Raw genomic sequence first — 16117 nt, forward strand, 5'->3', positions numbered from 1 at the left:
CTGAAACGGCAGGCTTTAAGCCGCCAGTGCTTCCCGGACGCAGTTGCGGCCTTCGCTCTTGGCGCGGTACAGCGCACGGTCGGCCATGTCGGCCAGCGTCTGGAGATCACAGTGTATCTCGCCGCTTGTCGCAATGCCGATGCTGATTGTCACACCGACACGCAGCCCGCCGCAGTCCACCTCTTTCAAAGCAACCGCGTTGCGAATGCGCTCGCCTATCATTGACGCCTTTTGGCTTCCTGCGCCGGGCAGGAAGATGATGAATTCCTCGCCGCCATAACGGGCCAGCACGTCGCCACTGCGAATACTGCCGCCGATCCGCTTTGCCACTTCCTGCAGGACGCTGTCACCGACGGAATGGCCGAAGCGGTCGTTGATCGATTTGAAGTGATCGATATCGAGCAGCATTGTCGCATCGGTGGGATCAGGCCTTGTGGGCATCGTCTGGAAGAAGAAGCGCCGGTTCTTCACGCCTGTCAGCGGATCCGTATTGGCAAGGATCAACAGTTTCCGCTCCGAGCGTTCAGCCACCAGCACCATCACGAACAGGGCAATCGCAAAGTTGAGCATAATGATGAGGAAGAACGCATTGACGATGTTGATGGAGGCGAGAGAGGGTGAAAGCACCCCCTTTACCACCAGAAGTGAAATCAGCCCCGAGACGGTAGTGATCGCGCCCAGCGCGATGCGGGAAAGAAGCGGCTCCTTGCGCCAGCCGCTAAACAGCACCGCGGCCGCGCCGAGATAGGCAAGCGCCGCACAGCCATTGAACAGCGCAGCGCGCAACGCATTGTTCTCCGCCACCTCATACGCGATGACAATCCCGAGCACCACGACAAGACAAGTCCCAAGCAGAGTTTTCTGCGATACAAAACGGCCGTCGCTCAACGTTTTAAGACCAAGCCAGATAAGCGCATAACCTGCAATACCGGATACGATACTGCCCAACCGCCACAAGGCCGGCGACAATATCTTCCACTCGCCATATCCGGCAAGCGTTGAGCCGACGGCCATTGCCGCAAAGCCCGCGGCAAGAGTGACAGGACCGCGCAGGCCACGATTGGTCAGCATCAAATAGATAAAACTCATTAGCCCCACGATGTAGGAGCATTTTTGCATTAGTATGACTGTTGCAAGGTCAAGTTCACCAAGCATAATACGCCCGTCTATAAATATTTTGATGAGACATATAAAATGACTCGAATAAATTTCAATTAAAACGAAAAACTAACGATGCGTAAAGCATAACAACGCCAAGTTGATATTCGATAGAATATATACTTAGAAAAGACTATTCAAAATTTCTTACATAAAGCATGTCCTGTTTGAATTTCTTGATTTCCATCTCTTTAGCCTGCTCATCAGGGAGGCGGAGCAGGTAGGATGGGTGCACGGTGACAAAAAGCGTCCGCCCCTCTTGCATTGGCAGGGGACGGCCGCGAATCTCCGAGACCTTTTCTTTACCGCCGGTCAGCGCATATAGCGCCGTCGCACCCATCGCAACGATCAGCTTCGGCTGAACAAGCGCGATTTCCTGGTTGAGCCACCAGCGGCATTGCTCCACTTCCCCCGCATTGGGGCGCTGATGTATACGCCGTTTGCCGCGCGTTTCGTATTTGAAGTGTTTCACGGCATTGGTAACGTAAAGCCCGCCGCGGTCCACACCGATCTCGCTGAGCGTCCTGTCGAACAGCTGGCCGGCGGGGCCGACAAAAGGTTTTCCGGCCAGATCCTCGTGATCGCCCGGCTGCTCGCCGACGACCATGATCTTCGCGTTTTCCGGCCCGTCACCAACAACGGTCTGCGTCGCCTTGCAATGCAGGGCACACCGTGTGCAGTGGCGCGCTTCATGCGCCAGCGAAGCAAGCGTGCCACCCGGCAAAGGTGGCTGCTCTTCCCGTGCGGAAGCCGCTGCCTGGAGGCGATGGTGAAACGGCTTCGGTTGGCTCGCCTCCTTCGCCGCCATCTCCAGCACCCGCGCCTCCGCGCCCAGAATCAGGTCAGGGATGAGCTCGGCTTCCGGCAGATTCTTCCAGTATTTCTTCGGCATCTCCGCTGTCATGGCCTTGATCTTCAAGCGGGCCGGGTTGAAAATATTGGCGTAATAGGTCCGCCAGAGATCGTCCGTTTCATCCTTGAGATCAGGCTTGGCGGCAGCCTCCCGTGATGTCTGCAGCAGGTTTCCGTCCCATCGGGCGCTGCCCTTCGGCGAGACAATCAACCAGTCCATGTCGGTGAAGCGACGTTGAAAAAACGGAGCCGTACGTTCGATGATGAAATGGTCCGGTTCGAACCACGCCACGAACCGCCGTCGCCCGGCCTGCCCTTGCGGCAATGGCAACTCCTTGAAACGCACGAAGGCCGTCATCTTGTGATAATCGCGACGGACAGACTTTTCGAGCAGCCGCACATCGGAAACATCCGGATCGGACTTGAACTGCAGCAGGGCCCGATCCCGTTTCAGCCGCCACAATAACCTGTAGAGCAGCGCGAAACGGCCGGGATCGCTGTGGCAGATGACGGCCTGCGCCAGTGCGACAAATGCGGCAGATACGGAAACCGGGGCGGCGCCCTCCGTTGGCAATGGCGCACCGGAAAAGTCGAGAAGCCCAAACCCGTCATCCTGCAGCCGCCAGTCGATCTTCTCCGGCGGTACATTGGCCGCAAGCGCCGCGCGCGCAGCATCGCGCCACTCGGTGAAATCCCCCCGCCCCTCCAGCACAGGGCCATACATCACAACAGCGACAATTGTTCAGGCTGCGGCGCAAACATCGCGCGCAGATCCGGCCGTTCGATCAGCTTGCCCGGTGTCCATCCCTCAGCGACGATAAAGGCCTTCACCTTTTTGAGAGATACGCCGAAGCGGGCGATATCTTCCAGCCGCAGGCTGCGGAACTTCCGCGACGAGAGAATCGAGGCAACCGTCTTGGTGCCGAAACCGGGTACACGCAGCAACATTTCGCGATCCGCCGCATTGACGTTTACCGGAAACTGATCGCGATGCTTCAATGCCCAGGCAAGCTTCGGGTCGATGTCAAGATCCAGCATGCCGTTTCCGCCGATAGCGGTTATCTCGCCGATATCGAAACCGTAAAAACGATAAAGCCAGTCCGCCTGATAGAGGCGGTGTTCGCGCATCAGGGGCGGCTTGATGAGTGGCAGGTTCTTCGACGAATCCGGAATTGGGCTGAACGCCGAATAATAGACGCGCCGCAGACCATAGCTTCCATAGAGCCGCGCGCTGGTGGAAAGAATGGTGCTGTCATCGGCGCCGTCGGCGCCCACGATCATCTGCGTGCTCTGTCCGGCGGGCGCAAAACGCTTGGTTTTTCGCGTTCTGACGGTAGGCTCGCCCGCCTCCTCGATCTTCAGGCGAATATCGGCCATAGAGCGGCGAATATTGGCGGGCTGCTTTTCCGGCGCAAAACGGCCGATGCCGCTATCGGTGGGCAACTCGATGTTGATCGACAACCGATCCGCATAAAGCCCCGCCTCCTCGATCAATTTCGGAGACGCTTCCGGAATGGATTTGAGGTGGATGTAACCACGAAAGCCATGGGTGACCCGCAGTTCACGCGCCACACGCACCATCTCCTCCATCGTGTGATCAGAGGAACGGATGATACCCGAGGACAAGAACAACCCTTCAATATAGTTGCGCCGGTAAAATTCGAGCGTCAGCTACACCACCTCTTCTGCGGTAAACCGCGCCCGTTCCACATTGCTGGAAGAACGGTTGATGCAATAAGCGCAATCATAGATACAGAAATTGGTGAGCAGGATTTTCAGGAGCGATATGCAGCGCCCATCCGGCGCATAGGCATGACAGATGCCAGACCCTTCTGTCGAGCCCAATCCGCCAGAGGCTGCGGAGTTCCGTTTCGCCGTCCCGCTCGATGCACAGGAGGCGTCGTATTTCGCGGCGTCAGAGAGAATGGCCAGCCGTTGCCTGATTGACTTCTTCATAGTAATGTTCACTATATGTTCTCTTGAGGATTGTCAATCAGGATATTCAAGTCATTGGAAAGACAAAGAAATATTGATGCCTCAAATTTGCTGGCATTTCGCTGTCGTCTTCTGATATAGTCCGCTCAGTTATGATTTTGGCATGGTTCCGGAGTTCCCCTCCGGAACCTGTTTCTTTTTGTGTCTGCAGGTAAAGCGACCGGAATGCGAAGGATAAAAAAATGGTAGAAAAAGTACCGATGACCCAGGGTGGATTCGTCAAGCTTCAGGAGGAGCTTCGCTGGCGCCAGCAGGAGGAACGCCCCCGCATCATCGAGGCGATTGCGGAAGCGCGCGCCCATGGCGACCTTTCGGAAAACGCCGAGTACCATGCTGCCAAGGAAGCGCAGAGCCATAACGAGGGCCGCATCACGGAACTCGAAGATTTGACGGCGCGCGCTGAAGTCATCGACCTTTCCAAGATGTCGGGTTCGAAGATCAAGTTCGGCGCCACCGTGAAGCTGGTTGACGAAGACAGCGATGAGGAAAAGACCTATCAGATCGTCGGCGACCAGGAAGCCGACGTAAAGGCCGGCCGTATTTCCATCTCTTCGCCGATTGCCCGCGCCCTGATCGGCAAGGAAGTTGGCGACAGCATCGAAGTCAACGCGCCTGGCGGCGCCAAGGGTTACGAGATCCTCGCGGTTCAGTGGGGCTGATTGCCCCATGCAATGCGCCCCCCAGCGGGCGCATTGCTTTTGACCTGTTGCTCCCCTGAACCAGCCGCAAAGACGGAAGCCCATCTTGTCCCACGTCAGCCTGAAAGATGTGCAGGTGCTTGCGCCGAATTTCAAACGCAGGCTCTCCGGCGTCACCTCCACAATCGTTCAGCTGATACCGGTGCAGAACCGGATGGGACAGAAGGTCGCCACCATCGGCCCCGGCCTGCCGCCGCATCTGCCGCATGTGCGTTTCCGCGACCTGTGGCGGCTCTGGCAAGGCGGCCCGTTTGGCGGTCCGCGCATCTGGCATGCCCGCCGCAACCTCGAAATGTTGCCGGGAATTTTCATGCGTGATGTGCTGCGCATGAGGGTGAAGCTTCTCTTCACCTCGGCCGCGCAGAGGCGGCATTCCGCCTACACCCGTTTCCTGATCTCCAGGATGGATGCCGTGGTGGCCACCAACATCCGCTCGGGCTCATTTCTTGAAGTGCCCCATCGCGTTGTCATGCATGGCGTGGATACCGAACTTTTCCATCCGGCAACCGGTCCTGAGGACACGATAGCCGCGACCGGCTTGCCGGGACAATATCTGATCGGCTGCTTCGGGCGGGTCCGCCACCAGAAGGGCACCGATCTTTTCGTGCGTGCCATGATCGAACTTCTGCCCGCCTATCCGCAATGGACAGCTGTGGTTTCAGGCCGCGTGACGGCGGAACACAAGGCTTTTGCCGAAACCCTTGAAGCAGATGTCAGGGCCGCCGGCCTCGCAGATCGTATCGTGTTTCAGGGTGAAGTTGATGACATCAAGCCGTGGTACAGGCGGCTGACGCTCTATGTCGCGCCTTCGCGCAACGAGGGCTTCGGGCTGACTCCGCTTGAAGCAATGGCCTCGGAAACGGCCGTCGTCGCCAGCAATGCCGGTGCCTACGAGGAAATGATCGTCAAGGGCGAGACCGGGGCGGTTGTTGAAGCGGGGGACTATGCATCACTGAGGGATGCGATAAAGACCTATCTCGCCGATCCCGCCATGGCCAAAGTCCACGCGAGTACCGGACTTGCGCATGTGCGCAGCACTTTTCCGCTGGAAAAAGAAGCGGCCAGTCTTGGCGAAGTCTATGAGGCGTTGCGGCGGGGGTAATGCGTCGCAAACCGGAAAATCAGATTTCCACGAGACCGACGCGCTTGACCTGACGGATGGTCAGCATGGTGCGCACCGTATCGACATTCTCATCCGCAGTCAGAACCTCGATCACGAAGTCCTGAAATTCCGTCAGGTTTCTTGCGACGCAATGTAACAGGAAGTCGCTTTCGCCGGATACCATCCAGGCCTGGCGCACGAGAGGCCACCCGGCCGTCGCCGCGGCAAAGGCCTTCAGATTGCTGTCCGACTGGCGCTTGAGACCGATCATGCAGAAGGCGACGAGATCAAAACCGAGCTTCGGCGCGTTCAACATGGCGTGATAACCCTCGATCACCCCCGCCTCCTCGAGCTTGCGCACACGCCTTAGGCACGGAGGAGCCGAGATACCGACCCTTTCGGCCAGTTCCACATTGGTCATGCGCCCGTCACGCTGCAATTCGCGCAGGATTTTCAGATCGATGGCATCGAGTTCGACGCTGGTCACGGAGGAGTACCTCGTTAAGCTGGAGAACTTCCTTGTACTATTCGGCGCGGGATTCGCAACAATATGCCGCCAACCGGTCACAAAATTGCGCGTGCATCCACAACTGCCTTGTTGGTAACGCAAGGCTGCCCTTGAATAAAGGCACTAGACAACCTTAAATACCCGCCAACGAAGGGGTTATGGCCCGTCCGCCCTGCCGCGGCTGGAAGGCCCTCGACTGAAGACCCTGCTATTGAGAAGGAAATTTCCCATGCCTGCCCGCCATACCAAGGTATTGATCATCGGCTCCGGTCCCGCAGGCTACACGGCGGCGATCTACGCGGCGCGCGCAATGCTGAAGCCGGTGCTGATCGCCGGCATGGAACAGGGCGGTCAGCTGATGATCACCACCGATGTCGAGAATTACCCGGGCTTTGCAGACCCTATCCAGGGCCCGTGGCTGATGGACCAGATGCTGAAGCAGGCGACGCATGTCGGCGCGGAAATCGTCAGTGACCTGGTGACCGAAGTTGAAACCAGCGTTCGCCCGTTCGTCGTGAAGACCGATTCTGGCCAGGTATGGACCGCCGACACGCTGATCATCGCCACCGGCGCCAAGGCCAAGTGGCTCGGCATCGAGAGCGAGCAACATTTCCAGGGCTTCGGCGTTTCCGCCTGCGCCACCTGCGATGGTTTCTTCTATCGCAACAAGGATGTGATCGTGGTGGGCGGCGGCAATTCCGCCGTGGAAGAGGCGCTTTATCTCGCCCATATCGCCAAGACGGTAACGGTCGTGCACAGACGCGACAGCTTCCGTTCGGAAAAAATCCTTCAGGAACGGCTCTTTGCCAAGGACAACGTCAATATCCTCTGGAACACGGAAGTTGCCGAAATTACCGGCGCGCCCGCAAAACCGCCGATGCCGCCCTCCGTTTCCGGCGTCAAGCTGCGCGACACCAAAACCGGCGCGATCAGCGAAAGGCCCATTGACGGCGTCTTCGTCGCAATTGGTCACGCGCCTGCCGTGGAGCTATTCAAGGGCAAGGTGAAGCTGAAGGACAACGGTTATATGTGGACCGCTCCCGATTCCACCGCCACCGACGTGGAGGGCATTTTCGCGGCCGGCGACGTCACCGACGACATCTACCGTCAGGCAATCACCGCCGCCGGCATGGGCTGCATGGCCGCGCTGGAAGCGGAACGTTATCTCACCGCGCATCAACCGCTTGCTGTCGCAGCGGAATAACTGAAAGGCAGGATAGGCATGGCAATGCCATTGGACTGGGATAAACTGCGCATATTTCATGCCGCAGCCGAAGCAGGGTCTTTCACCCATGCTGCCGACAAGCTGCATTTGTCCCAGTCGGCCATCAGCCGCCAGGTCAGCGCGCTGGAGCAGGATGTCGGCGTCAAGCTGTTTCATCGCCACGCCCGCGGCGCCTGATTCTTACCGAACAGGGCGAACTGCTCTATCGCACCGCTCACGATGTGCTGCTGAAGCTCGAAACGGTGAAGATGCAGCTCACCGAAACGACTGAAAAGCCGAGCGGCAAGCTCCGCGTCACGACGACGGTGGGCCTCGGTCAGGGCTGGCTGACGGACAAGGTGCAGGAATTCCTGCAGCTCTATCCGGAAATGTCGATCCAGCTCATCCTCGACAATGAGGAGCTGGATGTGAATATGCGCCACGCAGATTGCGCCATTCGCCTGCGCCAGCCCCAGCAATCGGACCTCATCCAGCGCAAGCTGTTCACGGTGCACATGCACGTCTATGCCGCGCCGTCTTACATCAATCGCCATGGCGAGCCCCAGTCGGTTGAGGATCTGGACAACCATCGCATCATCTCGTTTGGCGAACCCGCGCCGAACTACCTGCTAGATGTCAACTGGCTCGAAAATGCCGGGCGGTCTTCCGACAATACCCGCACCCCGCATCTGCAGATCAACAGCCAGACCTCGATCAAGCGCGCCTGCCTGCTGGGAATAGGTATCGCCTGCTTGCCGGATTACATTGTCGGCCGGGACCCCGGCCTCATCCAGTTATCGCTCGCGGCCGACATTCCGTCATTCGACACCTATTTCTGCTATCCGGACGAGATGAAAAATGCTGCAAAGCTGAAGGCCTTCCGCGATTTTATCGTCGCCAAGGCGCGCAACTGGAATTTCTGACGTTTAAATAGCCGAACGGCTGAAATAGACGTTATTTTTCAAGGAAATACAGGGGAATTCATGGAAGGGCGACCAGTCGCCCTTTGCCAGCTTTGCACATAAAATATACCTGAAATATCGAGGCCTGCACCCGACGCATGCCTGACCTGCACAAAAAAGAATTGTTTCGTGCACAAAAAAGCACCATATCGCTCTCAGCTGATGCACACGGTGGCTTTTCCTCCCAGTTCCACCGCATCAGCTGTTCCCCTCTGGAGGTTTTTGACCTTCACACTTAAAGGGCCCTGGATACATCCGGCGGCCCTCTTTTTTTACCCGCAAGAATTTTCTCCAAATTGGCGAAATATCGGATGATGCAACCTTGTTTTGCATTGTCGCTCCCACCATATCTTGGTTGGCTGTCACGCTCGCTCAGGCACGCGACAGCTGTTCCCCTCTGGAGGTTTTGACCTTCAAACTTATCAGGCCGCGGAAATATCCAGCGGCCTTTTTTTTGCCGATGCCACCGCGCCCTTGCGGTCCTCACAGAGACGTGAATTGTATATCGATAATGGTCGATATAAATATCGGGTATGTCAGATATTGAAGAAACCCCAATGAACCCGGAGGAAGTCCTCAAAGCCCTTTCGCACCCCGCACGGCTGAAATTTCTGGAATGGCTGAAGTCTCCGGAAAGTCACTTCTGTCAGGAGCATCCGCTCAGCATGGGTGTTTGCGCCAACCAGTTTCAGATCAGCGGCCTGTCGCAATCCACCGTCTCCTCGCATCTTGCGGTATTGCAGGCGGCGGGCCTCATAAGGTCGAAGAAGGTGGGGCAATGGGTGTTTTTTGAGCGCAACGAGGAAACCATCGATGCTTTCCGCAATTATCTGCAAACCAATCTCTGAGCCTCCCAAGCTTTGAGCCCCGGGGTGCCGGACGGGAACCGCGACACGGTTTCGCACCGGCACCCATATCAGGATAGCGCGCCTGCCGCGCAATTTCGCCAACCGACCAGAAAGTGAAGTCGCATGACCAGTCTTTTCGAACCGGCACAGGCCGGCGATATCGCACTCGCCAACCGCATCGTCATGGCCCCTCTCACCCGCAATCGCTCCCCGGGCGCCATTCCCAACAATCTCAACGCCACCTATTACGAGCAGCGGGCGACAGCCGGCCTGATCGTCACTGAAGGCACGCCCATTTCCCAGCAGGGCCAGGGTTACGCCGATGTTCCCGGTCTTTATAAGCGGGAAGCGATTGAAGGCTGGAAAAAGATCACCGACGGCGTTCATTCGGCGGGCGGCAAGATCGTTGCCCAAATCTGGCATGTGGGCCGAATTTCCCACACCTCGCTGCAGCCGCATGGTGGCCAGCCGGTCGCCCCCTCGGCCATCACCGCCAAATCGAAGACCTATATCATCAATGATGACGGCACCGGTGCCTTTGCCGAAACCTCCGAGCCCCGTGCCCTCACCATCGACGATATCGGCCTCATCCTCGAGGATTACCGCAGCGGCGCGCGCGCGGCACTGGAGGCCGGTTTCGACGGCGTCGAAATCCATGCCGCCAATGGTTACCTGATCGAGCAGTTCCTGAAATCCAGCACCAACCAGCGCACGGATGATTACGGTGGCTCCATCGAAAACCGCGCTCGCTTCCTGCTGGAAGTCGTCGACGCGGTGGCGGAAGAGATCGGCGCCGGCCGCACCGGCATCCGCCTCTCGCCAGTTACCCCTGCCAACGATATTTTCGAGGCTGATCCGCAACCGCTCTATAATTACGTGGTTGGAGCAGCTGGGCAAGCGCAATCTCGCCTTCATCCATGTCGTAGAAGGGGCGACGGGCGGTCCGCGCGATTTCAAGCAGGGCGACAAGCCTTTCGATTACGCGTCCTTCAAGGCGGCTTATCGCAATGCCGGGGGCAAGGGCCTGTGGATCGCCAACAATGGTTACGACAGGCAGAGCGCCATCGAAGCCGTGGAAAGTGGCAAGGTTGATGCCGTTGCTTTCGGGAAGGCCTTCATCGCCAATCCTGATCTGGTGCGCCGCCTGAAAAACGACGCGCCGCTGAACGAACCGAACCAGCCGACCTTCTATGGCGGCGGCGCCGAAGGTTACACCGACTATCCGGCCCTCGCCCAATAGCAATGAAAAAGACGCCGCATCGTTGAAAAGCGATGCGGCGTTTTCGTTCATTGCGCGCTTCTCGCCTGCCGGGCGGCAAAATCGGAAAAGGCGCCCATTACGAAGGCATTGGGCAGATGCAGCGCCTGCAACAGCCCATTGCCCGTTTCCCGACCGATGCTCATCAGCGCCACCTGCAGACAATAGATAGCAAGCAGCACCAGCGAACGGCCAAGATTGGGCCGCAGGTCCTCGTATCGCAAAGCGAGGACCGCCAGCGACAGGATCGGAACGGCGATCAAAAGGCCGAGCCCCTTGTGCAGCGACAGCAGCGATCCATCGTAATAGATCGACAGCCCGGCCAGCAGCACCTGAGCGAAGATCAGCACGGGCACGCTTGCCGAAATCGCGGCAAAGGCGCGACGCCTGGTCGACATTCCGTTCGCAACCGCGCCCATCACGCCCTGCCTTCGGCGTCGGCCGGATGCGCAAGGTTCGACGGCTGCGGCCTCTCGTCAAGGCAGCCGAGACCCGCCAAAGTGGTCGCCACCGCAATGTCGATAGGTGTCTTCGGCTCGCTTCCAAGGAAATCCGTCAGCTTACGATTGCTCATCCTGATCGGCATCTGCCAGAGATATTGCATTTCCAGCACTTCGCGGAACAGCGGAATGAACGGCGCAACCAATTTGATGCCTGTCCAGGATAAACGTCGCCGCTTGACCGGATGGCCCACAACCCGCTCGATCGCTTCAATCAGTTGCAGCCCGTCGAAATCCCAGAAACCTTCCATGTGATAGACGGCAAAGGCCGGAAGCTCGTCTGCACGGTCGAGCAGTCGGCCAACGGTTTCCGCCACGTCAGGCAGATAAGCCCATTGGTGTCCTGCATGGCGGGCGGAAGGGTTCTGCACGCTGCGAACCGGCCTGCCGGGCCGCACCAGCATCTGCGAAAACCAGTTGTTTCTCGCATCTGGCCCAAAGAAGTCGCCCGCCCGGACGATCAGCACCGGCACGCCGCGCATTGAAGCCAATCTAAGCCGCCGCTCCATCTCCACACGCAATGCGCCCTTGCGGGTAAAGGGCTTTTGCGGGCTCTCCTCGCTCAGCAGCGGAAAGGCGTCAGAGCCGAAATTATAGATGGTCCCCGGGAAAACAATCCTCGCCCCACAGCTTTCAGCAGCCGCGATCGTGTTGTCCAGCATCGGCAATACCTGCTTCTCCCAATCGCGGTATCCGGGAGGATTAACCGCATGGACGATCAGCCGAACACCTTGTGCCGCCTTCAAGACGTCCTGACCGCTCATGGCGTCACCCACCACGAACTCGTCATCGCCAGTGATGTGGGAAGCCGCCTTCCGCCGCGTCATCGCCCTCACGCGCCATCCCCGTTGCTGCAGCATACGGGAGATCTGGCCGCCGACACCCCCATTCACGCCCAGAACCAGCGCCAGTGGCCGATCATTCTCTGCTGAATTTGCGTTGTTTTCATATATCATCGCCGTACTCCTTGTTCTGGGATGGAGTATCGTCGCGTTTCGCGATATACGAAATTATCGAAATCAGTGGATCGGCTATACAAAATTTTATGAGCAAGAACCGCGACATCAGCTGGGATTTTTATCGCACCTTCCTTAGCGTGCTGAGCGACGGTTCGCTGTCCGCCGCCGCCCGCGAGCTTGGCATCACCCAGCCGACGGCGGGACGTCATATCGGCGCGCTGGAAGAGGCCGTCGGCTTTCCTCTGTTCATCCGCTCGCCGCACGGCTTGATGCCGACGGAAGCAGCCCTTGCGCTCCGCCCCTATGCGGAAAATCTGGCGGCGACGACCGCCGCCCTCATGCGCGCGGCCTCCGGCGAAGTCGGCAAGATCGAAGGCACGGTGCGCATCAGCGCATCTGACATCATCGGCGTCGAAATGCTGCCGCCGATTATCACGGCCATGCAGGAGGTTCACCCGCGGCTCGAAATCGAGCTGTCATTATCAGATACGCTGGAAGACCTTCTAAGACGCGAGGCGGATATTGCCATTCGCATGACCGAGCCGCTGCAGGACGCGATCGTCATGCGTTACATCGGCAATTTCCGTCTGGGATTTCATGCGACGCGCGACTATCTGGCAAAAGCCGGAACGCCAAAGAGCATGGAAGACCTGAACCACCACCGGATGGTTGGTTTTGACCGCAAGACGCCGTTCATCCGGGCGGCCATCCAGCGGATGCGTTCGCTCGATCCTGACATCCCCGATGTTGAGGAAATTTCCTTCGAAATACGCGCCGACAGCAACCTTGCACAACTTGCCATGATCCGCGCCAGCGCGGGCATCGGCGTCTGTCAGATTGGCTTGGCCCGCAAGGACCCGCGACTGGTTCAGGTTCTGCCGAACATCGATATCCCGCTCCATACCTGGGTCGCGATGCACGAAAACCTCAAGACCTCACCGCGATGCCGCGCCGTCTTCAGCGCCCTGGTCGAAGGCCTCAAGGGTCATCTCAAGGAAACCGATCCGGGCGCGCCACCGAAACGGCGCTAAGGCAATACCGCGTCGATACGAGGCAGCCCGCGATCCGCACCTGAAAGGGACCGGCGGAACGGAAAAGCGATCCTGGTTTGCTTAAAATCCACGGATCGCCCGTCAGAACGGTTCGGCCTGCTGCGTTGTCTTATCCACCACCTCGGCTTCCGGGCGGTCGCCGCCCTGGCTGTATTCTTCATGCCAGTGGCCGCTCTCATCCTGATAGCTGATTTCCTCGTCATCGCCACCCACCTGCTGTTCGGCAGCGACGATTCGCGCAGCCTCGACGGCATCCGCATAGGTAGGAAATGTTTCGGAATAAGCGCCGTTCATGCGGTAGGCAAAGCCTCCGTCATGTTCGACGATTTCATACACCACTTTGGTCATGCATGTTCCTCCTGTTTCGGTAGGCGACATGGCAACCACAACCGCGCTTCAAGCATTGCACCCGATGGGGACACCGCGGCATGAGCAGCATGTCCTGCGACATCACTATCCTACCAAAAGCACTCAAGCGCAAATCCTGCTTGATCTGAGGGACGATACGTCACAGCCTAAGCCGATCCGGGGGAAGGGAAATCAATGGCGGGTTCTATTCTGAAACAGGAGCGTATGCTGCTTCTGGCGATACCGGCGGCAATCGTCGCCTATCTGGCCGAACATGCAATCTTCGAAGCGGGAAAGACGGCGACGATCATCGCTGCCGTCGTGCTGATCGGGCTCATTGTTCTCGTCTCGATGCGGGTTGCCCATCACGCCGAAATCCTGGCCGCCAAGGTGGGCGACCCCTATGGCACCATGATCCTGACGCTGTCGGCGGTTGCGGTGGAAGTGCTGATACTCGCCATCATCATGAGCGAATCCAGTTCACCCACGCTGGTGCGGGATACGATCTATTCCGCCGTGATGATCGACATCAACGGCATTCTTGGTCTCGCCGCGCTTCTTGGAGGCCTTCGCCACGGAGAACAGCCGTATAACGATGATTCCGGCAAGACCTATGGCGTGATGATCCTGACGGCCATGAGCATATCGATGATAGTGCCTGAGTTCATTCCTGAACAGAGCTGGCACATCTACTCGGTGTTCACAATCGTGGCGATGATTGCGCTTTATGCGCTGTTCCTCAAAATGCAGGTGGGCCCGCACAGCTATTTTTTCAGCTACACTTACCCTCGAAAGCCACATCCGGCCGGCCAGCCAGCAGGCAGCCATGCGGAAGAGGACGATGAAGGCAACGTACCACTCTCCATCGGCCTCATCATCGCCGGCGTGGTTCTGATCGGCGTACTGGCGGAATTCATGTCCGCCTTCCTGGGCGAAAGTCTTGAAGGCACCAGCGCACCGCCAGCGCTGATGGCCGTGGTGGTGGCGACGATCTCGGCATCGCCGGAAATCCTCACCGCGCTCAGGTCCGCCCTGCGCAACCGTATGCAGGCCGTGGTCAATATCGCCATGGGCGCATCGCTCTCGACGGTTATCCTGACCGTGCCCGTGATGGAGGGTATCGCGCTCTATACCGGCCAGCCCTTCATCATGGCCATGACGCCCGTTCAGACCGTCATGGTCTTCATCACCCTCATCGCCGCCGCCATCAACCTCAATGACGGTGAAACCAACGCGATTGAAGGAATGACGCATTTCATTCTCTTCGCCACCTTCATCATGCTGCTGTTCCTGGGGCTCTGACCGAAACGAAAAAAGCCCGGCATCGCTGCCGGGCTTCTTCAATCGAGGTTACAAACCGATCAGCGGCAATCGGCGCAGAAGCGCTGGATGCGCTTGCAGGCCTCTTCCAGCAACTCTTCCGAGGTGGCATAGGAAATGCGGAAGTTCGGGCCGAGACCGAAGGCCGAGCCCTGCACAACGGCAACGCCTTCGGCTTCAAGAAGCTCGGAGACGAAATCCGTATCCGTCTCGATGACCTTGCCCGACGGCGCGGTCTTGCCGATCAGGCCGGCGCAGGACGGGTAAACGTAGAACGCACCTTCCGGAGCCGGGCAGCTGATGCCCTTGGCCTGGTTGAGCATGGAGACGACCAGGTCACGGCGGCCTTCGAAGATTTTCTTGTTCGCCGGAATGAAATCCTGCGTGCCGTTCAAGGCTTCGACCGCGGCCCATTGTGCGATGGAGCTCGCGCCCGAGGTCTGCTGGCCCTGGATCATGTCCATGGCCTTGATGAGCGGCAGCGGGCCGGCAGCGTAACCGATACGCCAGCCGGTCATGGCATAGGCCTTGGAAACGCCGTTCATCGTCAGCGTGCGGTCATAGAGCGAAGGCTCTACTTCCACCGGCGTGACGAATTTAAAGTCGCCATAGGTCAGGTGCTCATACATGTCATCCGTGAGGATCCATACATGCGGGTGCTTGACGAGCACATCGGTCAGCGCCTTCAACTCGTCGTGCGAATAGGCCGCGCCCGACGGGTTGGACGGCGAGTTGAACACGAACCACTTGGTCTTCGGCGTGATCGCCTTTTCCAGCGCTTCCGGCTTCAGCTTGAAATTGTCTTCCAGCGTCGCGTCGACGAATACCGGCGTACCGCCGCAGATCGAGACCATCTCGGGATAGCTGACCCAGTACGGCGCCGGGATAACGACTTCATCACCGGGGTTCAGCGTCGCCATAAAAGCGTTGAACAGGATCTGCTTGCCGCCGGTGCCGACAATCGTCTGCTCCGGCTTGTAGTCGAGGCCGTTTTCACGCTTGAACTTGTCGGCAATCGCCTTGCGCAGTTCCGGAATGCCGGAAACAGGCGTGTATTTCGTTTCACCGCGTTTAATCGCGTCAATGGCCGCTTCCTTGATATTGTCGGGCGTATCGAAATCCGGCTCGCCGGCGCCAAGGCTAATCACATCGCGGCCCTGCGCTTTAAGCTCGCGGGCTTTCTGGCTAACGGCGATGGTGGCGGATGGCTTTACGCGGGAGAGAATGTCGGCAAGGAAGGCCATTTTTAATCGGTCCTATTGGGGTTGACATCGCAGAGCTTGGAAATCTCGTCTGCTGCGGCAATTTCTATGTCGAAAGACGGGCCTAGTTTCAAGGCCAAAAGCCAGCCTA

13 protein-coding genes and 3 pseudogenes are annotated in these 16117 nt (G+C 58.3%); 8 read left to right on the top strand and 8 right to left on the bottom strand.

Annotated features, from left to right (window positions below):
• Nucleotides 1–15 precede the first annotated feature (15 nt).
• The 3 genes and pseudogenes from QE453_RS19230 to QE453_RS19240 form a co-directional block, all read right to left on the bottom strand.
• Complete coding sequence (locus QE453_RS19230) at nt 16–1155, bottom strand: GGDEF domain-containing protein (protein ID WP_244455580.1); 1140 nt, start codon at nt 1153–1155, stop codon at nt 16–18.
• Between the two features lie 136 nt (nt 1156–1291).
• Nucleotides 1292–2734 (bottom strand): UdgX family uracil-DNA binding protein, encoded by a 1443-nt coding sequence (locus tag QE453_RS19235; RefSeq protein ID WP_244455579.1) that lies wholly within the window; start codon nt 2732–2734, stop codon nt 1292–1294.
• A pseudogene (locus QE453_RS19240) lies at nt 2734–3966 on the bottom strand (putative DNA modification/repair radical SAM protein). Before QE453_RS19240 ends, QE453_RS19235 begins: the two are co-directional and overlap by 1 nt.
• Nucleotides 3967–4187: 221 nt before the next feature.
• On the opposite strand from QE453_RS19240, the gene greA reads away from it, so the two are divergent.
• Nucleotides 4188–4664: a transcription elongation factor GreA gene (gene greA / locus QE453_RS19245; protein WP_003522847.1), complete on the top strand. Its 477-nt coding sequence runs from the start codon at nt 4188–4190 to the stop codon at nt 4662–4664.
• 85 nt (nt 4665–4749) lie between these two features.
• Complete coding sequence (locus QE453_RS19250; protein ID WP_035209285.1) at nt 4750–5805, top strand: glycosyltransferase family 4 protein; 1056 nt, start codon at nt 4750–4752, stop codon at nt 5803–5805.
• A gap of 19 nt (nt 5806–5824) precedes the next feature.
• Here QE453_RS19250 and QE453_RS19255 read toward each other — a convergent pair whose 3' ends face one another.
• Nucleotides 5825–6292 (bottom strand): Lrp/AsnC family transcriptional regulator, encoded by a 468-nt coding sequence (locus tag QE453_RS19255; protein ID WP_004442906.1) that lies wholly within the window; start codon nt 6290–6292, stop codon nt 5825–5827.
• A gap of 250 nt (nt 6293–6542) precedes the next feature.
• Here QE453_RS19255 and trxB point away from each other — a divergent pair, with 250 nt between their 5' ends.
• From trxB to QE453_RS19275, 4 genes and pseudogenes are all read left to right on the top strand, one after another.
• On the top strand, nt 6543–7517 hold the full coding sequence (gene trxB / locus QE453_RS19260; RefSeq protein WP_112766592.1) for a thioredoxin-disulfide reductase: 975 nt from the start codon (nt 6543–6545) through the stop codon (nt 7515–7517).
• Nucleotides 7518–7541: 24 nt separating this feature from the next.
• A pseudogene (locus QE453_RS19265) lies at nt 7542–8440 on the top strand (LysR family transcriptional regulator VtlR).
• A gap of 596 nt (nt 8441–9036) precedes the next feature.
• Nucleotides 9037–9327 carry a helix-turn-helix transcriptional regulator gene (locus QE453_RS19270; RefSeq protein ID WP_004442911.1) on the top strand — a complete coding sequence of 97 codons (291 nt, stop codon included), beginning with the start codon at nt 9037–9039 and terminating at the stop codon, nt 9325–9327.
• Nucleotides 9328–9450: 123 nt separating this feature from the next.
• A pseudogene (locus tag QE453_RS19275) lies at nt 9451–10567 on the top strand (alkene reductase).
• Between the two features lie 47 nt (nt 10568–10614).
• Here QE453_RS19275 and QE453_RS19280 read toward each other — a convergent pair.
• Both QE453_RS19280 and QE453_RS19285 read right to left on the bottom strand, forming a co-directional pair.
• A complete protein-coding gene (locus tag QE453_RS19280; RefSeq protein WP_244455577.1) occupies nt 10615–11004 on the bottom strand; it encodes a DUF6220 domain-containing protein in 390 nt (129 codons plus the stop codon).
• Nucleotides 11004–12041 (bottom strand): NAD-dependent epimerase/dehydratase family protein, encoded by a 1038-nt coding sequence (locus QE453_RS19285; RefSeq protein ID WP_244455576.1) that lies wholly within the window; start codon nt 12039–12041, stop codon nt 11004–11006. The genes QE453_RS19280 and QE453_RS19285 overlap by 1 nt, the downstream gene beginning before the upstream one ends.
• Nucleotides 12042–12130: 89 nt before the next feature.
• On the opposite strand from QE453_RS19285, the gene QE453_RS19290 reads away from it, so the two are divergent.
• Entirely contained in the window at nt 12131–13075 is a 945-nt protein-coding gene (locus QE453_RS19290) for a LysR family transcriptional regulator (protein ID WP_174150199.1), read from the top strand.
• 102 nt (nt 13076–13177) lie between these two features.
• Here QE453_RS19290 and QE453_RS19295 read toward each other — a convergent pair whose 3' ends face one another.
• Nucleotides 13178–13444, bottom strand: coding sequence for a DUF2188 domain-containing protein (locus QE453_RS19295; RefSeq protein ID WP_004442919.1), 267 nt, complete (start codon nt 13442–13444; stop codon nt 13178–13180).
• A gap of 195 nt (nt 13445–13639) precedes the next feature.
• On the opposite strand from QE453_RS19295, the gene QE453_RS19300 reads away from it, so the two are divergent.
• The gene (locus QE453_RS19300; RefSeq protein WP_309777724.1) at nt 13640–14746 is read left to right on the top strand and encodes a calcium:proton antiporter; all 1107 of its coding nucleotides are present in this window, start codon (nt 13640–13642) and stop codon (nt 14744–14746) included.
• Nucleotides 14747–14805: 59 nt separating this feature from the next.
• Here QE453_RS19300 and QE453_RS19305 read toward each other — a convergent pair whose 3' ends face one another.
• Nucleotides 14806–16008 (bottom strand): pyridoxal phosphate-dependent aminotransferase, encoded by a 1203-nt coding sequence (locus QE453_RS19305; protein ID WP_004442922.1) that lies wholly within the window; start codon nt 16006–16008, stop codon nt 14806–14808.
• Nucleotides 16009–16117: the final 109 nt, after the last annotated feature.

The organism is Agrobacterium sp. SORGH_AS_0440, assembly GCF_031453135.1.
GTDB lineage: Bacteria > Pseudomonadota > Alphaproteobacteria > Rhizobiales > Rhizobiaceae > Agrobacterium > Agrobacterium pusense.